Origin of the sequence: Mesorhizobium sp. M0244 (genome assembly GCF_040321795.1) — a bacterium.
Lineage (GTDB): Bacteria > Pseudomonadota > Alphaproteobacteria > Rhizobiales > Rhizobiaceae > Mesorhizobium.
In genome coordinates, this window is sequence record NZ_JAMYSE010000098.1 from 1 (window position 1) to 24,061 (window position 24,061).

General features: G+C 61.2%; 22 protein-coding genes and 3 pseudogenes. 7 read left to right on the top strand and 18 right to left on the bottom strand.

The window, feature by feature from the left end; all coding sequences use genetic code 11:
- The first annotated feature begins 6 nt into the window (after positions 1–6).
- Positions 7–1,650 carry a chaperonin GroEL gene (groL, locus tag NKJ08_RS32575; protein ID WP_352785238.1) on the top strand — a complete coding sequence of 548 codons (1,644 nt, stop codon included), beginning with the start codon at positions 7–9 and terminating at the stop codon, positions 1,648–1,650.
- 537 nt (positions 1,651–2,187) lie between these two features.
- Here the strand turns inward: groL and NKJ08_RS32580 are convergent.
- Entirely contained in the window at positions 2,188–2,643 is a 456-nt protein-coding gene (locus NKJ08_RS32580) for a Ros/MucR family transcriptional regulator (RefSeq protein WP_352785193.1), read from the bottom strand.
- Between the two features lie 96 nt (positions 2,644–2,739).
- Here NKJ08_RS32580 and NKJ08_RS32585 point away from each other — a divergent pair, with 96 nt between their 5' ends.
- From NKJ08_RS32585 to NKJ08_RS32595, 3 genes are all read left to right on the top strand, one after another.
- Positions 2,740–3,237: a hypothetical protein gene (locus NKJ08_RS32585; RefSeq protein WP_352785195.1), complete on the top strand. Its 498-nt coding sequence runs from the start codon at positions 2,740–2,742 to the stop codon at positions 3,235–3,237.
- 203 nt (positions 3,238–3,440) lie between these two features.
- On the top strand, positions 3,441–3,707 hold the full coding sequence (locus NKJ08_RS32590) for a DNA -binding domain-containing protein (protein WP_352508290.1): 267 nt from the start codon (positions 3,441–3,443) through the stop codon (positions 3,705–3,707).
- Positions 3,708–3,888: 181 nt separating this feature from the next.
- Entirely contained in the window at positions 3,889–4,053 is a 165-nt protein-coding gene (locus NKJ08_RS32595; protein WP_352785198.1) for a hypothetical protein, read from the top strand.
- A 152-nt stretch (positions 4,054–4,205) separates the two neighbouring features.
- Here NKJ08_RS32595 and NKJ08_RS32600 read toward each other — a convergent pair whose 3' ends face one another.
- The 12 genes from NKJ08_RS32600 to NKJ08_RS32655 form a co-directional block, all read right to left on the bottom strand.
- Positions 4,206–4,712: a flavin reductase family protein gene (locus NKJ08_RS32600; RefSeq protein ID WP_352508251.1), complete on the bottom strand. Its 507-nt coding sequence runs from the start codon at positions 4,710–4,712 to the stop codon at positions 4,206–4,208.
- A 27-nt stretch (positions 4,713–4,739) separates the two neighbouring features.
- A complete protein-coding gene (locus tag NKJ08_RS32605; RefSeq protein ID WP_352785200.1) occupies positions 4,740–6,158 on the bottom strand; it encodes an FAD/NAD(P)-binding protein in 1,419 nt (472 codons plus the stop codon).
- Positions 6,155–7,330: an FMNH2-dependent alkanesulfonate monooxygenase gene (gene ssuD, locus NKJ08_RS32610; protein WP_352785202.1), complete on the bottom strand. Its 1,176-nt coding sequence runs from the start codon at positions 7,328–7,330 to the stop codon at positions 6,155–6,157. Before ssuD ends, NKJ08_RS32605 begins: the two co-directional genes overlap by 4 nt.
- Positions 7,331–7,354: 24 nt before the next feature.
- Entirely contained in the window at positions 7,355–8,602 is a 1,248-nt protein-coding gene (locus tag NKJ08_RS32615) for an SfnB family sulfur acquisition oxidoreductase (RefSeq protein WP_352785204.1), read from the bottom strand.
- On the bottom strand, positions 8,599–9,390 hold the full coding sequence (locus tag NKJ08_RS32620; protein WP_352785206.1) for an ABC transporter ATP-binding protein: 792 nt from the start codon (positions 9,388–9,390) through the stop codon (positions 8,599–8,601). Before NKJ08_RS32620 ends, NKJ08_RS32615 begins: the two co-directional genes overlap by 4 nt.
- A gap of 65 nt (positions 9,391–9,455) precedes the next feature.
- Positions 9,456–10,787, bottom strand: a complete 1,332-nt coding sequence (locus NKJ08_RS32625; RefSeq protein WP_352785209.1) for an ABC transporter substrate-binding protein — start codon at positions 10,785–10,787, stop codon at positions 9,456–9,458.
- 49 nt (positions 10,788–10,836) lie between these two features.
- Entirely contained in the window at positions 10,837–11,874 is a 1,038-nt protein-coding gene (locus tag NKJ08_RS32630) for a branched-chain amino acid ABC transporter permease (RefSeq protein ID WP_352785212.1), read from the bottom strand.
- A gap of 3 nt (positions 11,875–11,877) precedes the next feature.
- A complete protein-coding gene (locus tag NKJ08_RS32635) occupies positions 11,878–12,774 on the bottom strand; it encodes a branched-chain amino acid ABC transporter permease (RefSeq protein WP_352785214.1) in 897 nt (298 codons plus the stop codon).
- Positions 12,774–13,667 (bottom strand): ABC transporter ATP-binding protein, encoded by an 894-nt coding sequence (locus NKJ08_RS32640; RefSeq protein ID WP_352785217.1) that lies wholly within the window; start codon positions 13,665–13,667, stop codon positions 12,774–12,776. Before NKJ08_RS32640 ends, NKJ08_RS32635 begins: the two co-directional genes overlap by 1 nt.
- A 56-nt stretch (positions 13,668–13,723) precedes the next feature.
- Positions 13,724–14,824: a dimethylsulfone monooxygenase SfnG gene (gene sfnG, locus NKJ08_RS32645; protein WP_352785219.1), complete on the bottom strand. Its 1,101-nt coding sequence runs from the start codon at positions 14,822–14,824 to the stop codon at positions 13,724–13,726.
- 25 nt (positions 14,825–14,849) lie between these two features.
- On the bottom strand, positions 14,850–15,419 hold the full coding sequence (locus NKJ08_RS32650; protein ID WP_352785222.1) for an NAD(P)H-dependent oxidoreductase: 570 nt from the start codon (positions 15,417–15,419) through the stop codon (positions 14,850–14,852).
- Between the two features lie 35 nt (positions 15,420–15,454).
- On the bottom strand, positions 15,455–15,685 hold the full coding sequence (locus tag NKJ08_RS32655; protein WP_352785224.1) for a hypothetical protein: 231 nt from the start codon (positions 15,683–15,685) through the stop codon (positions 15,455–15,457).
- 249 nt (positions 15,686–15,934) lie between these two features.
- Between NKJ08_RS32655 and NKJ08_RS32660 the strand changes: the two genes are divergently transcribed.
- Complete coding sequence (locus NKJ08_RS32660) at positions 15,935–16,219, top strand: hypothetical protein (protein WP_502906368.1); 285 nt, start codon at positions 15,935–15,937, stop codon at positions 16,217–16,219.
- Positions 16,220–16,313: 94 nt separating this feature from the next.
- Here the strand turns inward: NKJ08_RS32660 and NKJ08_RS32665 are convergent, their stop codons facing one another.
- The 4 genes and pseudogenes from NKJ08_RS32665 to NKJ08_RS32680 form a co-directional block, all read right to left on the bottom strand.
- Positions 16,314–17,651 carry an amidase gene (locus NKJ08_RS32665; protein WP_352785227.1) on the bottom strand — a complete coding sequence of 446 codons (1,338 nt, stop codon included), beginning with the start codon at positions 17,649–17,651 and terminating at the stop codon, positions 16,314–16,316.
- On the bottom strand, positions 17,644–17,862 hold the full coding sequence (locus NKJ08_RS32670) for a hypothetical protein (protein ID WP_352785229.1): 219 nt from the start codon (positions 17,860–17,862) through the stop codon (positions 17,644–17,646). The genes NKJ08_RS32665 and NKJ08_RS32670 overlap by 8 nt, the downstream gene beginning before the upstream one ends.
- Positions 17,863–18,319: 457 nt before the next feature.
- Positions 18,320–19,642: an MmgE/PrpD family protein gene (locus NKJ08_RS32675; protein ID WP_502906369.1), complete on the bottom strand. Its 1,323-nt coding sequence runs from the start codon at positions 19,640–19,642 to the stop codon at positions 18,320–18,322.
- An 814-nt stretch (positions 19,643–20,456) separates the two neighbouring features.
- Positions 20,457–21,061, bottom strand: a pseudogene (locus NKJ08_RS32680) (hypothetical protein); the annotation flags it as partial.
- Between the two features lie 147 nt (positions 21,062–21,208).
- Here NKJ08_RS32680 and NKJ08_RS32690 point away from each other — a divergent pair.
- Positions 21,209–22,226, top strand: a pseudogene (locus NKJ08_RS32690) (IS110 family RNA-guided transposase); the annotation flags it as partial.
- A gap of 323 nt (positions 22,227–22,549) precedes the next feature.
- Here NKJ08_RS32690 and NKJ08_RS39140 read toward each other — a convergent pair.
- Positions 22,550–22,660, bottom strand: a pseudogene (locus NKJ08_RS39140) (transposase); the annotation flags it as partial.
- 228 nt (positions 22,661–22,888) lie between these two features.
- Between NKJ08_RS39140 and NKJ08_RS32700 the strand changes: the two are divergent.
- Complete coding sequence (locus NKJ08_RS32700) at positions 22,889–23,647, top strand: class I SAM-dependent methyltransferase (RefSeq protein ID WP_352785235.1); 759 nt, start codon at positions 22,889–22,891, stop codon at positions 23,645–23,647.
- Positions 23,648–24,061 lie beyond the last annotated feature (414 nt).

Consider the following 24,061-nt stretch of genomic DNA (forward strand, 5'->3'; position numbering starts at 1 on the left):
CTAAAAATGGCTGCCAAAGACGTAAAATTCTCCCGTGACGCTCGTGAGCGCATGCTGCGCGGCGTCAACATCCTCGCCGACGCGGTGAAGGTCACACTCGGCCCCAAGGGCCGCAACGTCGTCATCGACAAGTCCTTCGGCGCGCCGCGCATTACCAAGGACGGCGTCACCGTCGCCAAGGAAATCGAGCTTGAAGACAAGTTCGAGAACATGGGCGCGCAGATGGTCCGCGAAGTGGCGTCGAAGACCAACGACATCGCCGGCGACGGCACCACGACCGCGACCGTTCTGGCGCAGTCGATCGTCCAGGAAGGCCACAAGGCGGTTGCCGCCGGCATGAACCCGATGGACCTCAAGCGCGGCATCGACCTCGCCGTCGCCGACGTCGTCGCAACGCTGATCAAGAACGCCAAGAAGATCAAGACCTCGGAAGAGGTTGCCCAGGTCGGCACCATCGCCGGCAATGGCGATGTTTCGGTCGGCTCGATGATCGCGGAAGCGATGCAGAAGGTCGGCAATGAGGGCGTCATCACGGTTGAGGAAGCCAAGACCGCCGAGACCGAGCTCGAAGTCGTCGAAGGCATGCAGTTCGACCGCGGCTATCTCTCGCCCTACTTCGTCACCAACGCCGAGAAGATGGTTGCGGATCTGGAAGACGCTTACATCCTTCTCCACGAGAAGAAGCTCTCCAACCTGCAGGCCATGCTGCCGATCCTCGAGGCTGTCGTGCAGACCTCGAAGCCGCTGGTCATCATCTCGGAAGACGTGGAAGGCGAGGCTCTGGCCACGCTGGTCGTCAACAAGCTGCGTGGCGGCCTGAAGATCGCCGCCGTCAAGGCGCCGGGCTTCGGTGATCGCCGCAAGGCCATGCTGGAAGACATCGCCATTCTCACCGGTGGCCAGGTCATCTCCGAAGACCTCGGCATCAAGCTCGAGAATGTCGGCCTCAACATGCTCGGCCGCGCCAAGAAGGTGTCGATCTCCAAGGAGAACACCACCATCGTCGACGGCGCCGGCAAGAAGGAAGAGATCCAGGGCCGCGTTGCCCAGATCAAGCAGCAGATCGAGGAGACCACCTCGGACTACGACAAGGAGAAGCTGCAGGAACGTCTCGCCAAGCTGGCGGGCGGCGTTGCCGTGATCCGCGTCGGCGGTGCGACGGAAGTGGAAGTCAAGGAAAAGAAGGACCGCGTCGATGATGCGCTGAACGCGACCCGCGCGGCCGTCGAAGAAGGCATCGTGCCCGGCGGCGGCGTCGCATTGCTGCGCGCTTCGCTGGCCATCACCGTCACCGGCGCCAACTCCGACCAGACGGCCGGCATCGCCATCGTGCGTCGCGCGCTGCAGGCTCCTGCCCGCCAGATCGCCTCGAACGCCGGTGCGGAAGCATCGATTGTTGCCGGCAAGATCCTTGACAACAAGGGCCCGACCTTCGGCTTCAACGCCCAGACCGGCGAATATGGCGACATGATCGCCATGGGTATCGTCGATCCGGTCAAGGTCGTGCGCACGGCTCTCCAGGATGCGGCTTCGGTCGCCGGCCTGCTGGTCACCACCGAAGCCATGATCGCGGAGGCTCCGAAAAAGGAGTCGGCTGGCGGCATGCCTGGCGGCATGGGCGGCGGCGGCATGGGCGGTATGGATTTCTAATCCACGCATCTCAACAATCTCGGAAGGGCGGCAGCAATGCCGCCCTTTTCTTTGGCGCGGATCCGGTCGGAAAAGTTCGGCGCTCGCGAAATTTTGGACCGTTCTATATCGAAACAGTCCGAGGTTCTTGCCGCCCTCCCTCGCCAATGGAAGCCTCTTGCCCGGACATGCGGTAGTCACAGGTCCGAGCGATCGGCGAAGAGGACATAGAACGCTTCCGCGACTATCCCTCGCTCGGCCGGGGCAACTTTCGACGGACAGCGTTCAATGTTGCCTGCTACTATGTGGAGAGCGCCAAAGGCCGCGATTATCGTTGCATTTCCAGAAATATCCGCGTGCGAAGTTGCGCCGCATAATCAACTCTCGATCCAGGCTCTGTCCCGACGACCCAGCGTGAACGACATCGCGTGGCGTTTGCGCCCGCCGGCCAGCGATTCCAGCGAATTGAAGCGCTACGGCCGCATTGAAGCCTTTTTATATGACGCGCAGATTAAGCCGATGGCTGCAACGCTCCAGAACGAATCTCGATTGCCGAAATCAAGCTGCGACCTTCTTGCGGGTTCGCTTCGTCGGCGCCGGCGCTTCCGGCGCTTTCGGTTTGCGGCCGAGCCCCATCGTCTTGGAGCGCGCGGCAGCATAATTCGGCGCGACCATGGGATAATCCGCCGGCAGGCCCCATTTGGCCCGATATCCATCCGGCGTCAGCCCATGGTGGGTCGACAGATGGCGCTTTAGCGATTTGAATTTCTTCCCGTCCTCAAGGGAGATGATGTAGTCCGGTGTCACCGACTTCCTGATCGGGACTGCAGGCTTAAGGACCCCCGGCTCTTCTGCGGAGACGCTTCCGGCCGTCCCTTTCAGTGCCGCGTGCACTTGAGCGATCAGGGCAGGGAGATCCCCCACCGGGATCGGATTGTTGGAGACATAGGCGGAGACGACATCGGCGGTGAGCTCGATGAGGTTGTCCATGTTATTGTCGGCTTCTTCTGTCATGAAACTCTCCAGGCGGCGTGAAACACAGTCAGCGAAGGGTTGCTTCATAGTGGCGGTTGGCGCTGGAAGCAAATACAGCCCGGCAGGACTATCGCGATGCTCGTCGGCACCGAGGACCATAGCGCTGCATCCGCCGTCGTGCGCGTGTTGTTGCTCAGTGTCGGCTGCCTCTTGACTGGGGCGAAGCTTGGTTTTTGGCATCCCGATCCACTTCGTGTGAATTGCAAAACGCAAGCGCCGAAGATGTTTCGCGACGCCCATGAAGTGTCGACGTCGATATTCCGCGGCTCGCGAAGTCCCCGCATCATGGATATCATGGCCTTTTCTCTATCAGGCTTTCCGCTGTCGCGGGAAGGCCAACCAATCGCGATGCGATCCATCTCGGTTATTGCAAGTCCGTATCCATGCTGCTCGACAGTTGGCGACCGTGCCGCGGTGCTTGGCGCATATTCAGGCATGACGGCAGCCTGCTGCGACGCGCGTCTCGGTCGTAAGCTTTGGGTCGAACTTGTCAGTGATCTCGAAACCGGGCGGTTTCTGTTTCGCCATCCTTTCTTTGGGAATGTGAAATTGATGGCCGAGCAGTCCGCCTGAAACCGATGTGCAGCCGGACGGTCTTGAGCTTTTTGCAATTCATTCTTAACCTGGAGTTGAATTGCCCAGAAGGTGCTATCGCCTCGAGCGGGCACTTGCGGATGATGATCGGAATGTCGTCTTGGGGACGATGTTTCCATCCGCTTAGGTAGCTCGTCGAAAACAAAAGTTCCGATTACTTGGTTCCGGAGTCCGATATCGTGATGAAATACCCAGACGTTGAACCGGGTCTTAAAGACGAAGTCCCCTGGTCCGACAGCCTGACCGCCTACGACAAGGAGCACTTCACGACCTATCTGAGGTTCTTGGATGCATCCGCTGACAATGCGAGCTATGAGGAGATGGCGCAGGTCGTCCTCGGCATCGATCCGGTGCAAGAACCAGAGCGCGCCCGGAAAGCCGCGCGAAGCCATCTCGATCGGGCGAACTGGATCGTGACGACCGGTTACAGGGAATTGTTCGCCGGATGAGGGAGAACGGGCGGCAATACCCTGCTCTTGTCAGCGGCAGACGTGATCACATCGTCCGCCACAAGAGCGGTATGGCAGCCGGGGCTGCGGGGAACTCAGTTCAAATTGGAAGATCTCGGTTGGCTCGACCGCCGGATCGAGCGAGCTTCGGGTAAACGAGTTTCGGAGGCGACACGACAGGGTGCATGACACCCTCTTGGTCTGGCTCGCCGCTGTCGTAGGTCCGTTCAACGCACTCGCTGACGAAAGGATCGAGGGCGCAGACCACCAGGATGGCAAGGTGTCGCGCATGCCGATCCAGTTCTTCCTGCCCCGCTATCCCGACGTCTGCCTGGATACGACTTGAGTGGCCGGATCGTGAACTAGGTGGACGAAGGTTTCGACCTTGCCCTTCGCGCGATGGCGCGCCGTGGCCCAATGCCAGGCTGATGGCGCTTTACATCGCTCCGCGCGGTTTAGCTTAATCAAGCTGTTTGAAAGGAGCCGAACCCAACAAGCTCACGATGATCCGTATGCGCCGTGATGATAGATCAGCGCCGGGCCGGGCTCTCCGCTCACCACATGCCGGACGCTGCCGAGGATCAGCGCGTGACTGTGGCGAATAATCGTGTCCTCGACCGTACAGTCGACCGCGGCGAGCGCGCTGTCGAGTGCCAATGCGCCGCTTGTAAGGCTAGACCAGCGGGCGCCCTCGTAACGCGCCGCCCCCCTCAGGCCACCGCGTCCGGCGAAACGATCCGCAATCGCGATCTGGTCGGCGCGCAGTACGTTCACGCAGAAGTGCCGATGCCGGCTGATGGCGGCCCATGTCGACGAACTTAGGTTGATGCTGACGACCATCACCTCAGGTTCGACCGACAAGGAATGGGCGGTGGTAACGGTTGCGCCCGTCCGTTCGTCGCCGACACCCGCGGTGACGACGGACACGGCTCCGGCCAAATGTCGCATCGCAAATTTCAGGGGAACCCGGGTTTCATCCAAGGGAACGCGTTCGGTCAGTGTCATCTGGATAGCCTCATCGTGTTTGCAACTTCACGACGCCTTGCGACGCAACGCCGTTTGGTATCCCAACCATTGGTGAATTTCGACGGCGATGCGCTCGGCATGCGCGGTGACTTCGGGAATTCCCATCAATTCGCCAACGCTGCCGCGCGCCAGTGGCCCGCTGACGAAAATGCTGTCGGTCGGGCGCCCGGATGTGCCGACCGCACGGCCTTGGCTGTCGGTCTCCAAACCAAGACCAATCGGGTCGAGCCGGACCAATCCCATCCGCTCCAGCGCCGCAATCGCCGTGTTGGTCCGCAAGATATCGGCGTGCGCCGGTCCGGTGGTCACGATCACGCTATCGAAAGTCTCGACGACGAGGCCGCGTTCGCGCCTAGGCCGTTGCGTGACGCGAATGCGCCCGTCGATCTGCTCGGCGCCGACAATCGACGCGGCGCGATAGGCAAGCCTGCCCTCGGCAACGCGGCGATCAAGCACGGCCGCGATCTGTGGCGCGATGCGGAAGCGATGCGCATCCCACAGCGCACGAAGATGGCGCACCACGCGGCGCTGCTCGGCCAGCGGCAAGGCCTGCCAGATGGCCTGTCCCTGACGCCGGACGGCATCGAGCACCGGGTGCCAGTCTTCGCCCTGACGCTTGGCATCAAGGATCGTGGCCCGGATGCGCCTGAACAGTGCCGCCGCGCTGCGTGAAGGCAGGGTCGTGAAATCACCAACTGGATCGGCCGGTATCGCGGCGTGGCTGCGCGAGCGATAGCCATGACGTGACAGCGCGACAATGTGGCCACGATGCCCCTTGCGGTCGAGGGTCGCGATCACGTCCGCGGACGTCAGTCCGGTGCCGACGACCAGGACATGGTCATTGCGGCTGATCGCTTCCAAGCTCTCGAGGTCATAGGGATTGGCCACCAGCCCAGCCGTGCCAGCCACGGACTGCATGGCCAACGGCAAGGCAGGCGGCGGATGCGTCGTCGCAATCACCACGGCGTCGGCTGCGAGCGTCCTGCCATCGGCGAGGATCAGGCTGTAGCCATCGCCACTGCGCTCGACTGACGCGACGGCGGACCTGACATGGCGGATCGTTTTGCTGAGCAGAAAGGGCTGGAGATGGGATTCGACATAGCGGCCGAAAACACGGCGCTGCGGGTAGATCGCGCCGTTGGCGGCAATAGCCTCGACGTCCACCACAATGGCGCTGCTCTGCTGCAGCCAGTCGGCGAAGTGGCTATCCTGGCCGGAGATCAGCGTCATCCTCGACGCCGGCACATTGATGCGGTGTGAAGGATCGGCCGTCGAATAGGCCAGACCATAACCGAGCCTGTCGCGGGGTTCGACGATCACGATATCGGCCGCACCGGCGGGCAGAAGCCGCGCCAGGTGAAAAGCGGTCGCCGCGCCGGAAAAGCCGCCCCCAACAATGGCTACGACCGGTCCACTGGTGCTCAAGACTGGCTCGCACGCAGCGCCGACGGCCGATGGTCGCCGGCTACTGTCTCGCCGAATGGCCCCATGTTGACGGTCGTCGGCCGCGTCGAGATTTCGTGATCGAGCGGCAACAGTGGCAGCACCAGTTCGCCGAAGCGATAGGCTTCCTCTAGATGCGGGTAACCGGACAGGATGAAAGTATCGATGCCGATACGCCGGTATTCATCGATCCGCTCCGCCACCGTCGCCGCATCGCCGACCAGAGCGGTGCCGGCACCGCCGCGCACCAGGCCGACGCCGGCCCACAGGTTGGGGCTGATTTCCAGCTTGTCGCGGCTGCCGCCGTGCAGCCTGCTCATGCGCGACTGGCCGACCGAATCCATGCGCGCGAAAACCTTCTGCGCCTCGGCGATCGTCTTGTCGTCCAGGCGGCTGATCAGGCGGTCGGCATCGGCCCAGGCTTCGTCATTGGTTTCGCGAACGATGACATGCAGCCTGATGCCGAAGCTCACTTGGCGTCCGGCTTTCTTGGCAAGGCCGCGCACATGGTCGACCTTGGCGGCGACGTCGGCCGGCGGTTCGCCCCAGGTCAGATATTTGTCGATCTGCTCGGCGGCGACCGCATTGGCTGCCTCCGACGAGCCGCCGAAATAGAGCGGAGGATGCGGCGTCTGCACAGGCGGGAACAGCAGCCTGCCATCCTCGATGCGGAAATGCTTGCCTTCGAAAGCGACGGTCTCGCCCCGCAGCACGGCCTTGTAGATATCGAGGAACTCCCGCGTCACCTCATAGCGCTCGTCATGGCTGAGGAAGATGCCGTCGCCCTTGTTCTCGATCGGGTCGCCGCCGGTGACCACATTGATGAGCAGGCGCCCACCGGAAATGCGGTCGAGCGTCGAGGTCATGCGTGCGGCGAGCGTCGGCGATTGCAGGCCCGGCCGCACAGCAACAAGAAAGCGCAGCCGCTGCGTCAGTGGCGCTAGCGCCGATGCCACGACCCAGCTGTCCTCGCAGCTTCGCCCGGTCGGCAGCAGCGCGCCATAGTAGCCGATGGCGTCGGCTGCCTTGGCGACCTGGGTGAGATACGGCAGATCGACCGCCCTGCCTCCCTCGGAGGTGCCGAGATAGCGGCTGTCGCCATGGGTCGGGAGAAACCACAGAACCTTGATCCTGTCGGGGATGGCAGTGCTCAATTTGTGACTTTACGACGCCCGCGCTCAGCTCCAGGCATGCAACGGCGGATTGACGTCGTTCAGGTAATAGTTGCCGAGGATCGCGTATTTCCAGCGCACCGGATCGTGCAGCGTGTGGGTGCGGGCGTTGCGCCAATGCCGATCGAGATTGTGCTCGGCCAATGTCGAGCGCGTGCCCGCGAGTTCGAAAAGTCTGTTGGTGGCGTTGATGGCGATCTCGGTGGTGAGTATCTTGGATTCCGCCACAGCGATCTGCGCTTCCGCGACGGTCTTCTCGTTGGGGTCGAGCACAGCGCGATCGACCGCAAGGCCGGCCTTGTCCAGAACGGCCTCGGCCGCATTGGCCCGCAGGCGGAGGTCGCCGACCGCCTGGATCGTATAGGGATCCTGCCAGGCATGATCGACGCCGCTGTCGATCCACGCACGCGACTTAGTGCGCACGAAGTTGACGGTTTCGTCGATCGCTGCTTTGGCGATGCCGAGATCGACCGCGGCCTGGATGACCTGGAAGATGGCGCCGTCGGCCGTCGGCCTGTCATAACCCTTGTAGCCGGGGACCAGATGGGTCTTCGGCACCTTGACATTGTCGAGCAGAACGGTGCCGGACAGTGTCGTCTTCTGGCCGAAGCTCGACCAGTCGTCGATGACAGTCAGTCCGGGCGCACCGCGGTCGGCGATGGCATACCAGGCGCGGCCTTCATCATCGAGCGCCACGATCGGCACCAGATGGGCGAGCAGTGCGCCGCTCGAATAGAATTTCTGGCCATTGACCACGACGTGGTCGCCAGCGTCGATGAATTTCGTCTCGAAATCAGCCGCCCGCTTGGAGCCGAATTCGGAGAACGCGTTGCCGAACCGCGTGCCGGACAGAACCTCGGCGAAGAGCAGCTTCTTCTGCGCCTCGTCAGAGACGGTGCGGATGGCGGCGACGACGCCGAGATGGTTCTGCGGAATCTGGCCGAGCGACGGATCGGCCGCCGAGATGATGGTGATCACCTTCGACAGCGTCACATAGGAGAGTTCCGGTCCGCCATAGGCCTTCGGCACATTGATCGACCACAGGCCGCTCTGCGAAAACGCATCGAGCTCTTCCTTCGGCCAGATGCGCTCGCGGTCCCGCCTGGAGGCGTCCTTGGCGAAGTCTGCGGCCAGTTTTTCCGCCACAGCGATCGCCTCGGCGTCGGTCTTGATGACATGCGCTCTGGCCGACGGACGCTCGACCGCGGGGACGGCGCTGCGGATATCTGACGGCTGCTTCGATTGGATGGTCATGCTGCAGTCTCCTGGGGAAAGTGTTGCAATGGGAGCGGCGCGCCGCCGAGATAGTAGGTCTTGATGTCGTCGCGCTGGCGCAGGTCGGCAGCCGATCCTTCCAGCACGCTTTTTCCGTTTTCGAGCACTGTGGCGCGGTCGGCATATTTCAGCGCAACCGCCGAATTCTGTTCGGCGACGAGGATCGACAGGCCTTCGTCGCGGTTGAGCCGCTTCAAGGCGCTGAAGATCTCATCGACGATCAGCGGCGCGAGTCCCATCGACGGCTCGTCCAGCACGAAGAGTTTCGCCCGCGACATCAGGCCCCGGCCGATAGCCGTCATCTGCTGCTCGCCGCCGGAGGTGAGGCCTGACCGAGTTCGCCGCTTCTCGGCGAGCCTGGGGAAAAGCGCATAGACTCGGTCGAGGTCGGCCTTGACGCCGGTGCGGGAGGACGAACGCCCGAGCGCGCCGGTCAAAAGGTTCTCCTCGACCGTCAGCGAGCGGAAACAGTGCCGTCCCTCGAGAACCTGGACCAGGCCGCGGCGAACGAGGTGCGAGGGGCTTGCCGTCGAGACATCCTCGCCATCGAAGGTGATCCGGCCGGCGGTAACAGTGCCGCGTTCGGCCGGGAGGAGATTGGATACGGCGCGCAGCAGCGTCGTCTTGCCGGCGCCGTTGGAGCCAAGCAGTGCGACGATCTCGCCTTTGCCGACTGACAGATCGACGCCGTGAAGGGCGGCGATGGCGCCGTTGTAGACAGCCTCCACGCGGGTGACTGACAGGATCGAGGTTTCCGAGCTGGACATCGATGACTCCACTTGGCGCCTGGATGGAGCGGCCGGCCAATGGGCCGGCCGCGAGATCGTGAAACTCAGTTGCTGACCACCGCTTCGGCATCTTCGGCCGTGCGGATCTTGATGCCCTTTTCCTTGGCATAGGCCTCGGACGACTTCTCGATGATCGGGCGCAGCAGCTTCCAGTCGGGCGCGATCCAGTCGGAAACGACATTCCACTTCTTGCCGTCCCACTGCTGGAAGGTCACGTAGCCATTACCCTCGTGATTGTCCCAGGAGACGTTGATGGAATGGAACAGATCCTTGGCGCCGAGCGCCTCGACGCGCGCCGGATCGAGCTTGAGATGCTCGAAGCCCCAGCGGACTTCATCGCCGGTCAGCGTGCGGTTGCCGAACTTGGCCTGCGCGATGCGGACCGCCTCGACATTGAGGATGCCGTTGACGATGCCGAGATTATGGTAGACCGAACCGATCCGGCTCTTGTCATCAAGGTTGCCCTTGCCGGCGTCGTAGACCGTTTTGACGATCTCCTGGACCACCGGATACTGCTCGCCCGATGCCTGGGTGGTGATGGCCGTATAGCCCTTGGCGGCGTCGCCGGCGGGGATGACGTCCTCTTCGGAGTTCGACCAGACATTGCCGATGATGTGGTCGGCCGGGAAGCCGGTCTTCTGGGCGGTCTTCAGGGCGACCGGGTTCATCACGCCCCAGCCGCGCAGCACGACGTAGTCCGGACGCTCACGCCGGATCGTCAGCCACTGTGCCTGCTGCTCGTTGCCGGGATGCGGCACCTCGATCTGCGACAGCTCGAAGCCGTATTTCTGCGACAGCAGCTCATAGATCGGGATCGTCTCCTTGCCATAGGGCGAGCCGTGATAGAGCACGACGATCTTCTTGCCCTTGAGCCTGTCCAGGCCGCCTTCCTTGGAGGCGATGTAGTTCACGATACCTGAGGTCTCGCTGTAGGGATTGAGCAGCAGCGGGAAGACATAAGGGAACACGCGCCCGTCGGTCGTGTCAGTGCGCCCGTGATTGATGGTGATCAGCGGCACCTTGTCATCCGTGATGCGGTCGATCATGGCATAGGCGATACCGACCGAAAGCGGGTTCCAGGCGGCGATGCCGGGATTGCTCTTAAGCCGTTCATAAACCTCGACGCCCTTCTCGACCTCATACTGCGTCTCGCCCTCGCTCCAAGTCAGCTTGACGCCGTTGACGCCGCCGTCGCGGATGTTGATCAGGTTGAGGTAGTCGATGAAACCGCCGAAAAAGCCGGTGCCGCCGGCGGCGTAAGGGCCGACACGGTAGCTCTGAAGGGGAAAATACTGTTCGTCGGCGTGAACCGCCGTCGCGCCGAGCACGAAGGCCGTGGCGATCGCCGTTTTTCGTAGGTGACTGAAGAAGGTCATGGATTGCGTCTCCTGAGGTTGTGGTCCGTGAGAGGATGTCGAGCGGCGCTCAGCTGGACCTTGAGCCGATCCGTCGTTTCAGGCGGTCGAAGAGAGCCGACAGCCCGTTCGGTTCCGCGATGAGGAAGATGATGATGAGCGCGCCGAGCACGATGCGCTGGCTCATGTCGAGAACACCCGAATCGAACAGTCCGCCAAACAGGAAGGCGCCGAGCCGCGACAGGATGAGCGGAAAGATGACGATGAACGCCGCTCCCAGAAAGGCGCCGCGTATCGAGGCCAGCCCACCGATGATGATGATGAACAGGATCTGGAACGAGCGGTCGAGGTTGAAGCCGGCCGGCTCGACGGTGCGCAGATAGGTGAAGGCCCACAACACGCCGGCGACCCCGATAATGAAGGACGAGATAGCGAACGCCAGCAGCTTGGTCCGCAGCACCGGCACGCCGATGACGCGCGCCGCTATCTCGTTGTCGCGCACGGCGATGAAATTGCGGCCGGTCGCGCTGTTGACCAGGCGCCAGACAAGGGCCGTGAGCACGATGACCGTGGTCACCGAAAGCAGGTAGCGGCCGGTCGCGCCGTCGAGCGAAAATCCGGCGACGACAAGGTGCGGCGCGGAAATCACCCCGGATGGGCTATCGTTGGAAAACCAGCCGAACTTGGTCAGCGCCCATTGCACGAAGAACTGGGCGGCGAGCGTCGAGACGGCGAGATAGAAGCCGCGCAACCGCAGGCTCGGCAATCCAAACACGACGCCGATGCCGGCCGCGGAAATCCCGGCCAGGATCATGGTCGCTACCAGCGGCAGCCCCTCGACCCGCAAGTTGAAATTATAGGCGGCGAAAGCTCCGACCGCCATGAAGGCGGAGGACCCGAGCGAAAGCTGGCCGCAATAGCCGGTCAGCAAATTGAGGCCGACCGCCGCCAGGCTGAGCGCCAGGAACGGCAGCAGGATCGCCTCGACGAGGTAGCTAGACGCATAGGCTGGGATCAGCCCATAAGCGGCGACGATCAGAACGGCCGGCAGCGCGAATTTCTGCCAGTCGATTGGAAGCCTTGCGGCATCGAGCGCTTGCACAGCCATCGGTCAGACCCTTTCGACAGTCTTCTGGCCAAACAGGCCGGAGGGGCGCACCAGCAGCACCACCAGCGCCAGCGCATAGGCGAACCAGCCTTCGATGCCGCCACCGACGAAGGGGCCGAGGTAGACCTCGGCGAGTTTCTCGCTGGCGCCGATGATCAGACCGCCGACGATGGCGCCAAGGATAGAATCGAAGCCACCAAGCACCAGCACCGGCAGCGCCTTCAGCACGATCAGCGACAGCGAGAACTGGACACCGAGACGCGCGCCCCACAGCAGCCCTGCGGCCAGCGCCACGAACCCAGCGGCCGTCCACACCGTTCCCCATATCCGGGGCAGCCGCAGCCCGACGGCGAGCGCCGCGAATTGGTCGTCGGCGACGGCGCGAAACGCCAGCCCGATCCGGGTCCAGTAGAAGAATGCGCTCAAGCCCGCCACCATCGCCGCGGCAATGCCCGCAGCGAGAAGGTCGAACGACGAGATCAGGATGCCGCCGACCTCGAAGGGCGTGTCGTCTATGCCGAGATCGAGCCCATGCACCTGCGTGCCCCACACCAACTGGGCAGCGCCCTCAATGATGTAGGACAGGCCAAGCGTGGCCATGAACAGCGTCATCGGCGAGCGATTGACCAGCGGCCTGAGCACCGTCCGCTCGATGGTGAAGCCCAGCGCGACCATGACCGCGAAGGTGATGAGCAGCGAAAGCGCGAATGGGATGCCGCGTTCGACGAGGCTGACAAAGGTGAGCGCTGCCAACAGCACCATTGACCCTTGCGCGAAGTTCAGCACGCCCGACGTCTTGTAGATCAGCACGAAACCGATGGCGACGAGCGAATACATGACGCCCGAGAGCAGGCCGCCGACCAGCACCTCGATGACGAAGAGGAAATCATAGTAGCTCATCAGATACGCTCGCCATCGGCAGTGCCGATATAGGCCCGGATCACTGCCGGATCGGCCCTGACCTCGGCCGGCGTCCCGTCGGCGATCTTGCGACCGTAGTCGAGCACTGCGACGCGGTCGGAGAGCCCCATGACCACGCCGATATCGTGTTCGATCAGGATGATGGTGACGCCGTGCCGGTCGCGCGCGGCGCGCACGAACCCGGCCATCTCGGCTTTCTCGGTCGCCGTCATGCCGGCCATTGGTTCGTCGAGCAACAGGATCTTCGGCCCGGCCACCAGCGCCCGCGCCAGTTCGACCCGCTTCTGCAGGCCATAAGACAGCGTTGCGACCAGGCGGTCGGCGACGGCCTCGAGATGCAGGAAGGCGACTGTCTGGTCGACCTTTTCAGCGATCGCGGCATCTTCGCGGCGGGCGCGTGGCAGGCCCGCAATATGCTCGGCGAAGTTGGCTCGCCTGGTGTGGACGCGACCGGATGCGATGTTGTCGCGCACTGAAAGCCCGCCGAACAGCGCCAGGTTCTGGAAGGTGCGCGCGACGCCCAGCCGTGCCAGACGGCTGGGCGGCACCCGGGAGAAGGACTGGCCGTCGATCGCGATCTTCCCGTGGTCGGCATGATAGAGGCCGCTGATGATGTTGATCAGCGAGGACTTGCCGGCGCCGTTGGGGCCGATCACCGCGCGGATCTCGCCGCTTTCGACCTCGAGGTCGACATCCCTCAGCGCCGTGACGCCGCCAAAGGAAATGCCGATCGCGCTCAGCGCCAGGATCGCATCAGCCTTTGTCGACAGACGCGCCTGGCGCGTGTCCTCGACGGGACCAGCGCCAGCAAGAATGCCGGAAATTACGGGCGCGCGCTCGTATGCGGCGGCTCCCAATGAAGCACCAATCATGAAACGTCCCTGATTTTTGAAGGAGTGCTGGCAGCGACCCGAAGGCCGTGCCTGTCCTATTCCGCGGCGAGAAGCTCCCTGTCGCGCGCCGCTTCCAGTTCGCGCACCAGCGGGATGACCCGCTTACCGAAGAACTCGACCTCTTCCTGGAAATGCAGAAAGCCGAGCAGGATCAGGTCGGCGCCTGCATCCTTCAGCTTGATGATGCGTTCGGCGATCTGTTCCGGCGTGCCGATGAGATTGCTACGGAACCCGTCATTGTATTGGACAAGATCCTCGAAGGACGATTTTGCCCAGTTGCCTTCGCCTTCCGGCGATGCCTTGCCAGCGTTCTTGACCTGGTCGGCAAAACCCTGGACCGCTTCGGGGTTGGCCTTGGCAATGATCTCGTCCAGCACGGCGCGCGCCTCTTGCTCGCCTTCGCGGGCAATGGCAAAGGCGTTGACGCCGATCTTGACCTTGTGGCCATTGGCCTTCGCCTTGGCGCGGATATCGTCGACCTGCTTCCTGATCTCTTCCGGCGTATTGCCGTTGGTGAAATACCAGTCGGAGACACGGGACGCCATGTCACGCGCGGCGCGAGACGAGCCGCCCTGGAAGATTTCGGGCTGGGGATCGATCGGCTTTGGCTTCATCGAATAGTTGGTAAAGCGGTAGAAATCGCCCTTTAGCGTGAAATTGTCCTCGGTCCAGATACCGCGCAAGGCACGGATAAATTCCTCCGAGCGCCGGTAGCGCTCGTCATGATCGAGCCAGAGTTCGCCGATGGCGGCGAACTCGCCACGGAACCAGCCGCTGACGACATTGACGGCGACGCGGCCGTTGGTCAGGTGGTTGATGGTGGCGATCTGCTTGGCCGCCAGCGCAGGATTCCATGGGCCGGGCAGGATCGCCGCGATGACCTTCAGCGTTGTGGTCGCAGCAAGCAGGGCGTGGCTGAACGACACGGATTCGTGTTGGTTGTCGGCGCCATAGCCGGCCGTGAAGCGTATCTGGCTCAGCGCGTAGTCGAAGCCGTTGGCCTCGGCGATCTGGGCGAGCTTGCGGTTGTAGTCGATGTCCCAGCCTGTCCGCTGCTCGATGTTGGAGATGACCAGGCCGCCAGAGACGTTCGGGACCCAGTATGCGAATTTCAGGTTGTCGGAATGCGAAGTCATGTCGTCGTTTCCCCTTTTGATGGCTTCAGCCGACGCGCGTCGCGACGGCAGCGCTTGCATGACTGGAATTAAGCAAGGAAACCGCTTCGATAGCGGCCCGTGAGATGCGGTCGATGATCGCTGTGCCAACGATTTCGGCATCGATGAAATCGTCGGTCGCGCCGTAGACGCCGGTCGGGACGGTGACGGCGCCGAAAAAGCCGAACAATGGCCGGAGCTGATGTTCGAGAACCAGGCCATGGTATGGGCTGCCACCGGTCGCCGCGAGCAGCACGATCTTGCCGCTCAGCGCAGGATAATCGACGAGATCGAACAGGTGCTTGAGGGCCCCGGTGTAGGATGCTCGGTAGACAGGCGTTCCGACCACGAGCAGGTCGGCCTTCTCGACACGCTGGATGATCGCTTCTCCGGATGCGCCAAGCGCGCCGCGGGATAGGCCGGCGAAAAGCGAGGGTGCCGCCTCGGTGATCTCGATCAGACCGGTGTCGGCCGGCACGCGCAACGCGACCGCCTTGACCAGCGCGTTGACCACCGCAGTAGTGCGCGATGGTGTGCTTACGCCGCCGGATATTCCGAGAACCGATAGCCTTGCCAACTCGTCAATCTCCCGGACCGTGCATGCGCATCGGGTCATTTCCAAACCGGGGCAGACGATATTCGACAAAATTCATAGAGATAGAAACTAGGTTTTGATTTTTCGGCTCCGAGGAGAAAAATGCCGTTCTGCTGATGAACGTCCGCGCGGCGAGCACCCAGGCGCGGATCACCACCGCGATGGCCGAGAAGGATCAAAACGGCTTTGCATTCACTCATCGACATTTTCAACGCCCTCTTGCCCTGGGCTATGAGGTTCGCCGCCATGACCGCTGAGGCGTCCCTGCCGGGACGTATGGCGAGCCATTCCGCAGAGGCCGTTGCACCTTCGAGGCAATATGCCCCGAGCGTGCGTTCCAAAACCTTGGAAGGCTCACCCGCGAAGCCCCATCATGCGGCGACTTGATGTCGACCGCGAAGACGACACTGCTCCCGGCAAACGACCAACGACCGCCTCGACGTCCAAAAAAGACTTGCATTTTACGGCGCGATTAGGCGACGGCCTCTTACCGCCTCATGGATTACCTGGAAGAAGCGCCTTTGAATGCTCGAGATGCGGCCGGGGGCAGTGCCGAGGCGGCTCACTATCTTCCTTGGTCCGCCTTCGCGGCACCGAGCGGCGTACTTGCCTTCCAGATGACCTGCGTCTTCGTGGGCGCAAGTTGGTGGCTCGACGTGCGCAATATGATGCTCTTATCCTTCGCAGCCTTTGTCATTGCTTTGTTCGCATTCGGCCAAATGTTCGGCAACCACGGGCTCTGGGCCGCTTTTCATGTTTTTTCAGCTCGTGCGAGGGATTAAGCCTGTTGCTGATCCTGCGTCGCCGCGCCGACACCGCTTTCGTGGAATGACCCCTCATCGTGCCGGGTTGCTTGAACGGACTGCTTCGCCATAGTCAGGATTTGCACACCTTGCATAGGTTCTCGAGAATGAGGGCGATCCCGAAGAGCTGGGCATCGGAGCCGGGCGATCCAACAATCTGCACAGCGACCGGCAGGCCGCCGCCCGGCGAGGAGACCGGCAACACCAGCGCCGGCGCGCCTACCAAGTTGAAGAAGGAAGTGAACAACGTCAACGCATTGCCAACCGGAATAGTCTGCCCCGCAAAGCCTACGTCGACGGTCCCGACCTGCGGCGCCGTGATCGGACACGCCGGCGTCAGCAGGACATCGAACGTCTGCATGGTCTGCGCAAACGCTCGCCTGTAAGTTCCCAGCATGCGCTTACACTGGATGTAGCTTTCTGCCGACAGAAACTGGCCCAGCACCATACCGCAGCGCAGGTCAGCACCGAATCGATCGCGATCGCGGGCGAGATTGGGGCCGTGATAGGTAAGGGTCTCGGCGAGTTGAATTGTCAACGAGACTGTGCGGGCTTCGGACTGGTCTGGGAGTTCGATCGGGCCGAACGTTGCCCCCAGCCGTCGCATGTGCGCCTTGGTCGCGAGGAACGCGTCTCGCACCGACTCCTCGCATTTTTCCTCGCAGCCCTCGACCAGCGCAACCCTCAGCGCCGTGCCGGGTTGCGTCGCCGGCGGGAGCTTCGCGATGTGCCTGACGACAAGCTCTAGATCCTCAACTGAGGTCGCGAGTACGCCCGCATGGTCCAACGACCAGCAATAGGGGATGACGCCATCGAGACTGATCAGGCCATAGCTCGGTTTGTACCCGGCGATGCCGCAGAGCGCGGCCGGAACGCGAACCGAGCCGCCGGTATCCGTGCCGAGCGCGAACGGCACAATGCCGGCCGCCACGGCCGCCGCGGAGCCGCTGCTAGAGCCGCCAGCGAGCCTTGTCTCGTCATGCGGGTTGACGACCGTTCCGGCCCAGCGGTTCTCCCCGGTCGCGCCATAGGCGAATTCGTGGAGGTTCGTTTTCCCGATCAGGGCCGCCCCCGCCGCATCGAGCATGCAAATGGCTGCCGCCGACGTGTCCGGCACATTGTTCTCTAGAACCCTGCTGCCACCGGTGGTTCGGATGCCGCGCGTTTCGAACATGTCCTTCGCGGCGTAAGGAATTCCGTCAAGTGGGCCCAGAACGCGGCCCGCCCTTCGGCGTACATCGGACTTCCCTGCTTGGTTCAGCGCGTGGTCGGCGGCCACCGTAATGAAGCTGCGCAACGAGGAATTGGTCCGTTCGGCCGCAGCGATGCATTCTCTGACAATTTCGACCGCGGACCGGTTGCCGCTCTCGAGTGCGGCCACGATCGTCTTGATTGACCTTGAATCAGTCATGGCCAGAGTCTGATGCTTGCGCCACGGCGTCCGGCCCGATGTGGCCCAGGTCCCTGGCGACAATTCTGCGCAAATCCGAGAGCACGCTCTCAAAGCTGGAGACGACTCCGAAACGGGTCGTTATCAACTGCTCAAGGTCGTCGTCGATGAGTTGTCTACCGACAAACTCGGGGGTGATGGACTTCGAGGTCTCCAGACGCGGTTTTGCCATCGTTCCTCTCTCGCCACAGTAAGCCCGCACGGATGCTCAGTGAATTATTTCTCACGAAGGTACCATTGTCAGCGACCTGCGGTTGCAAAGATTCTGTAAAGTTAGTTGACGGATCCGATACCGTTACAGCCGGCGCGATGTCAGCATCGCGCCTCCGCGTTCTTGTCAATGGCGACCATGAACTTGAAGTTCTCCATGCCGGCAACATGCTGGACGGCACCATCGGAATTAAGCAGCATAAAGGTCGAGCGTGGCAAGGCGTCGCCGAGCTTCGCCCGTAATTCCTCTGTCTCCTCATGGCGCCTCAGGCCCCCTCAAGCCCCGCCCCGCTGACACGGAAGATGTTGGCGGTCCCCTGCATAGTCCGAGTGACGCCTCACTCATCGGGCTGACAAATTCTGGAAGATCAGGCTACCTCACGTGGGGCCTTCCCTCCGGCGCGATCTCTTTCAAAGTTTCAGCTTTCCAGCGGCGTGAGTGCAGCCAGAAGAGGCAGAAAGCCTGCGGTGTCGAGGCTAGCTATCGCCGATATGATCTCGTCCTGCCACTGCGGGTGAAGGCTTTGTCGGGCGATGTTTTTGAACTTCTCCGTTATCTGGTTCGTAGATAACGGGTTCGCGACATCTCCTAACGGATGCAACACGATCATCTCTTCGGGGCCGCCCCCTTGATCCATGACGACACGTGCAGGGGTTCCGACTGGAAATGCGGAAGCAAAAATGGGCGACGGCTCAAGCTCAATGCGCGCGGCCAACTCGAGAACATGTGCATCTGCAAGACGCTCCATCTCCATAGGCTGTAGAGCTTCCCGACCGTATAAAGCCGCCACCGCGCAGCTGAAATAGAAGCTGTACTGTCCACCCTCCAAAGTGCTGGGGGCACGCTCGTTTGCTAGGCGCATCGCCTGCGGGAAAGTCTCGATGCGCAGCTTTCGTATTTCTTCTCCGTCCCGACGCATCGCAAGGATCGCATCGATTGCTGCATGAATGTAGCGGCAGCATGCATATGGCTTGAGGTAGCACCTTTCAACTTCCCACGATGACCCAACATTGCCTGTCAATAGCTGGCGAGTGAACCGATCGTGGTCATCAAGAAGATCAAGCGGGCCAGTTGCGGCTGCCCGCGCGCGATAGGCCGCGGTGATACCTGCAACCACGGCAGGGGGAATCCCTTCCTTGATCGTGCTGCCCTCGAATTTGGAGTTCGCGGTCAAAAAGACGATAGGTCCTTCGGAGCCGGCGATCGCCAGCGCATGGGCGGTTTCTGTTGCACTCAAACCTAAGAGACGGCAAGCTGCTGCCGCAGCTCCATAGCTGACCCACCGTCCGCTTGCATAGGTATCGATTGTTTTAACAGGACGAGAGCTCGCGACTCGCAGAGCGATTTCGTATCCGAGTGCAATTGCAACCACGGTCTCCGAGTCTGACGCGCCGACAGCCTGAGCCACTGCCAAGGCGGCGGGAATGACGCCGGCACCGGCATGGCCCCCTGCGCTGCGGTGACCATCATCGATGTCCAGCGCGCTTGCGGCAGCGCTATTCGCCATCGCGGCGCCTACGACACTAGAGTGTTGGTCTGTCAACCAAATGCTGATGGAGCCTTCGCCGTAGGCTTCCAGCGCGGCCCTCCTGGCGGCATCCGCTAACGGCGATTGCAGGCCCGCGGCGGTAGCGCCGATGAGATCTAATATGAGCAATGAGATTGTCTGCCGTGTAGCCGCTGGCAGCGCACCTTCGGAGTAGCTGCTAACGAAGTCGGCGAGTTCAGTTAGGGCCCGCACCTTAGCGCTCCGATAGATCACGTTCTTGGCGAATGAAATGGCCTGCCGCGCACGGCACTTATTGGCGCCACTGTCCATCTCGTTGCCCGTGCCTTGGCTCGAAGCCGACGATCAAGACAGTTCTGCCTGAGCTGACAGAGCGGCAAGCGTATTTTGGGAGGTGTGGATTTACCGATACCCCACCGAATGCGATCTGGCGCGGACCTGACATGCTGCTTCCTTCCTTCGTTGACCCACGACATGAATTATCGCTGGCAGCCTCTGCCGCCTCGTGACGATGGGTCTCAAAAGTCGTGCCAACTGCGCAGAAAAGAGCCGCAGAAATAATATTCTGCTTACTCATCAAAGATTTAAATGAGAGCTCCGCAGGAAGCGAATCCGAACACTACCGTGTCTGGTACCCGACAACCCGACAGCTATCGATGGCCTGGAGGATGGATGTGTTGCAACGTTTTTGCTATGGAGAGTGGCAGGGGATTCTTCAACCTTTCGGGAGGATTGTGATCTTTGTGTGCGCTGGTACCTGGCCTGAGGTGGCCTTCTTGGGGTCAAGGATAAATTCAGCAACGCATGAGCAGAACCCCAGGACTGTTTCGGCATCCAAGGTCTGAGCCCGGTTGCATGACCCGGGCGTCTCCGAGCATGATCAACCTCAATGCGGTCGCCGTTCAATACGGCTGCACCAATCTCCCGCTCGACGCATCGGCGCCATGCGCTTGGAAGACCATCTTCGCCAGATCGAGACCGATTGTGCTAACTTCACCCACGGACGCCTCCTTCAAGTGGCGTGGTCAACGCCTCCACTTTGGCAGCGTCAACCCAATTGCTTGCGGCGAGCAAGGGCCTCCCTGAGTGCGACTAGCAGCTTGCGGGCTAACGCCACAGTCATTGTCTTACGCATCCGCCCGCCGTTTTGCTGGACGCGTCCACAGAACCAGAGAACAAGTGCCGATTGCGGTTTGCCGCCTCTTGCGCCTTGGCCAGCAACGCGGCTCGCTTGGCCTCCGCGGCCTTGAACGAGAAGCAGTTCCAGTCGATCGGAGATGCCTGTGCAAACAACAATCCTGGATACGGTTAACATTAGTTCGCCGGTTAGCACCTGACGCTCTCGAGTAATGCGACAACGGTCTTCCTATTTCCGGCTGGGTGCCTTGACCATCGCGCACACTCGCGGCTCGCCGCGCAGCAGCGTCCGCACCATGGCTTCGCCATCGATCCTGTCGGTCTTCGTCCGACGTCGGCGCCGAGAGGTCGCGATCGAGGCGGGATCGACGACATGGCTTTCGATCCATTCAGCCTGCAGTACGCGGTGGAGCTCTAGAACCTGTCGAGAACGGCTTCCCGGATCACAATGATCGGAAAGTATCGTTCCGTTCGCGACAGCGCCTTCTCCCGACGCCACGAAAGGCGCGCCATCATCGAGCACGATCAAGCGACTGTCCGGCGATGCTCGGCTTCAAATCATGGCCACCGCAGCCCGACCGGCATCGAAACGATTCATATGATGCGCAAGGCGAGGTACGCCAATCCGAACCCGTCCTTGGCCGAGCGGTTCGAAATCCTCGCCGCCATGCGGTGCGAGGTGGTGATATTGCGGGACTGCTGGCGCGCTTTGCACAGCTTCGGGAAAAGGCTCAAGTACGCACCGGCGAGACCTTTCCGATTGTCATCATCCAAGAGGCCGGTTTGGACGGTTTTTGGATCCATCGTGTCTTGGAGCATGAGGGGATCGAGAGCCATGTTGTTGACCCTGCGTCCATTGCCACCTGGCGCCGGCGACGGCGGGCGAAGACCGATAAGATCGACGGCGAAACGCTGGTGCGCGCACTGCTTGCTTATAAACGCGGTGAGCCACGCGTATGCGCGACGGCGAAGCCACCGACGCCCGAAGCAGAGGATCGGCGCCGGATCTGCCGAGAGCGCAAGGTCCTGGTCAGTGAGCGGACGAGCCACGCCAATCGCATCAAGGGGCTGCTATTTGCGCAAGGGATAACCGGCTATGATCCGCTGCGACGTGACCGGCGCGAGCGGCGATCTCCGGACGGGTGATGGCCGTGTGCTGGGCAGGCAACTCAAGGCGCAGCTCATTCGCGAGCTCGATCGCCTCGAGCTGCTGTTCGAGCAGATCAAGTCAGTCGAAGCCGAGCGTGACGCGTTGCTGGCCACCGATGTCGCTGACACGCCTGTGGCGTTGCTGCTCGACCTCAAAGGCATTGGCCCCGAGAGTGCCGCCATCTTGTACACGGAAGGGCTGTTCCGAAAGTTCGACAACCGAAGGCAGGTTGCAGCCTATGCCGGGCTTGCGCCGACGCCTTGGCGGAGCGGATCAATCGACCGCGAGCAAGGCGTCTCAAAGGGTGGCAATCCCCGGCTGAGAACAACGATGATCGAGCTTGCCTGGCTGTGGCTGCGCTACCAGCCCGAGTCAGCGCTCTCTCGTTGGTTCCGCGAACGAGCAGCGTGTAACGCTGGGGGCGGGCGCAAAACAGCGATCGTCGCGCTCGCACGAAAGTTGCTCGTCGGTCTCTGGAAATATGCGACCGCAGGGGTGGTCATCGAGGGCGCCGTCATGAAAACCGCCTAGGCGATCAACCCTGCATGCCTGTCCGGAGGGCCAATCAGCCCCGCGGATTCCAGGGAGACAACCGAATCCGCCGCTGGTCTGAACCACCGACAGGAAGAATGGTCGCGTCCTCCTGAGCCCTTGCCCGCCGAAAGCGGAAATTGGTGCAGCCGTCCCAGACGGCGACCGCATGTGAGTTGGACCAGGCTCGGAAATACGCCGCGCCGCGTCAACGCAGTTGGGCTCAAACTCTGGAAGCTCCGCCAACAGAAAGGAGGAATTATGCGCCTTTGATATCACTTGACCTGAAACTCGTCATGTGACGGATGAACTCGTCCGCCGGTGACCATTTCCCGATTGCTGGGCCGGTAGTCCTTCCAGCGGAGACGAACCGCGCTGTCCTCAATGTGGATGAGGCCGTGGTTGGAGACGGCGACGCGGTGCGTATAGCGCCCAGCAGAAGAGAAGGCCGGAGTGTGCCTCGAGAGAACCCCATGCCGGCTGACGATACAGTCTCCAACGCGGGATGCTCAATGACTGTTGTAAAACAGTGTAGACTGTTGCAAAAATTCTACAATAGCGTGAAAAACATTCACAAATATTACCTTTATCTATTTGTCGCCTTATGCGAAATTCGCCAAGACGTAAGTGATGAACATGCCATCAAATTATAGGAAAAACATATGAATGATGCTGTGGGAGAAGCCATTTCGCTATCTGAACTTGACTCATACTTCAGCGATGATTACGTCTATTTTGGAGACGTGATCAATTCGCCGGCGACAAGCGACCGGCAAGTTGGAGTAATTTGGAATCTTCTTTCTCTTACCCAAGGGAACTCAGTTCTTGAACTTGGGTGTGGCTATGGGCGGATTACCAACCGATTGGCGGAAAAAGGAGCGCAGGTAGCCGGACTTGATATCTCTCCGACCTTGCTAAAAAAAGCCGAAGCGGATGCGGCTGAACGAGGAGTAAATGTCGAGTATGTTCTGGGCGACATGCGCTCAATTCCCTGGAGAGATCGATTCGACGCGGCTTTTCTATGGTACACGACCTTTGGCTATTTCGATGACGCGGATAATGAGAGAGTTCTTCGTGAGGCCGCTTCTTCACTTCGAAAGGGCGGACGTCTGCTGATAGATAACCCCACTCGCTTCGACCCGCGCCACAAGTTTCCTATATGCTCCGTTGCGCAGCGTAACGACGATGTACGAATCGATATATTTAGCAACGATGTACTAAGTGATCGCGAGAACCTCGAAAGGATTATCGTCCGCGATGGACGCGTTAGACGAACGCACCTTTCTTACAAGCAATATGGGTTTTCTGAATATGTTCGCATGTTGCGAAGCGCGGGCTTCGAGACTGTTGAAGCTTATGGGAAGGAAGGGGAACCGTTTACAGCCGATAGCTCGCGCCTCGTAGTAGTCGCACACAAATAATATCAACGGCATAGCCTAGCTGAACTGGTGTGTCCGAGAAACCGTTAGAAGGCCATCCAGCGGCGAAATCCATCGTTAGACGCCTATCTTAAGGGATTTCGGCAAGACCTATGGTTTTTTGAGACTTTGCGCGTTGGCCAACGTACGCCTTCGAGAAAGTATGCCAATTGGCCGCCGCCGCCCTTCACCAGCCAAAGCATGTCGGGCAGGCATCTAGCACATCCCCCAACGGTAGCTCGCGCTTTGGCAGGCTCCGCACATTGTCGGTTTCCGCAACGTTGCCGCCCGCTTCATCTTTACAAAGGTAGGAGAGCTAATAATGCCAGCATTTACCCAACAAGAATATCGCGAACGCACGAATCGACTTCGCCAACAGATGGCGGAGCGTGGCATTGACGCACTGCTCGTCCTAAA

Bases quoted from the DNA above. Each gene is read 5' to 3' on its own strand.
- NKJ08_RS32665 (WP_352785227.1), bottom strand. From the start codon at position 17,651: ATGACTGATTCAAGGTCAATCAAGACGATCGTGGCCGCACTCGAGAGC.
- NKJ08_RS32635 (WP_352785214.1), bottom strand. From the start codon at position 12,774: ATGAGCTACTATGATTTCCTCTTCGTCATCGAGGTGCTGGTCGGCGGC.
- NKJ08_RS32670 (WP_352785229.1), bottom strand. From the start codon at position 17,862: ATGGCAAAACCGCGTCTGGAGACCTCGAAGTCCATCACCCCCGAGTTT.
- NKJ08_RS32630 (WP_352785212.1), bottom strand. From the start codon at position 11,874: ATGGCTGTGCAAGCGCTCGATGCCGCAAGGCTTCCAATCGACTGGCAG.
- NKJ08_RS32655 (WP_352785224.1), bottom strand. From the start codon at position 15,685: ATGGCGGCGAACCTCATAGCCCAGGGCAAGAGGGCGTTGAAAATGTCG.
- NKJ08_RS32615 (WP_352785204.1), bottom strand. From the start codon at position 8,602: ATGACCATCCAATCGAAGCAGCCGTCAGATATCCGCAGCGCCGTCCCC.
- NKJ08_RS32585 (WP_352785195.1), top strand. From the start codon at position 2,740: ATGCTCGTCGGCACCGAGGACCATAGCGCTGCATCCGCCGTCGTGCGC.
- NKJ08_RS32620 (WP_352785206.1), bottom strand. From the start codon at position 9,390: ATGTCCAGCTCGGAAACCTCGATCCTGTCAGTCACCCGCGTGGAGGCT.
- NKJ08_RS32600 (WP_352508251.1), bottom strand. From the start codon at position 4,712: ATGACACTGACCGAACGCGTTCCCTTGGATGAAACCCGGGTTCCCCTG.
- NKJ08_RS32625 (WP_352785209.1), bottom strand. From the start codon at position 10,787: ATGACCTTCTTCAGTCACCTACGAAAAACGGCGATCGCCACGGCCTTC.
- groL (WP_352785238.1), top strand. From the start codon at position 7: ATGGCTGCCAAAGACGTAAAATTCTCCCGTGACGCTCGTGAGCGCATG.
- NKJ08_RS32590 (WP_352508290.1), top strand. From the start codon at position 3,441: ATGAAATACCCAGACGTTGAACCGGGTCTTAAAGACGAAGTCCCCTGG.
- NKJ08_RS32580 (WP_352785193.1), bottom strand. From the start codon at position 2,643: ATGACAGAAGAAGCCGACAATAACATGGACAACCTCATCGAGCTCACC.
- NKJ08_RS32700 (WP_352785235.1), top strand. From the start codon at position 22,889: ATGAATGATGCTGTGGGAGAAGCCATTTCGCTATCTGAACTTGACTCA.
- sfnG (WP_352785219.1), bottom strand. From the start codon at position 14,824: ATGACTTCGCATTCCGACAACCTGAAATTCGCATACTGGGTCCCGAAC.
- NKJ08_RS32640 (WP_352785217.1), bottom strand. From the start codon at position 13,667: ATGATTGGTGCTTCATTGGGAGCCGCCGCATACGAGCGCGCGCCCGTA.
- NKJ08_RS32660 (WP_502906368.1), top strand. From the start codon at position 15,935: ATGGATTACCTGGAAGAAGCGCCTTTGAATGCTCGAGATGCGGCCGGG.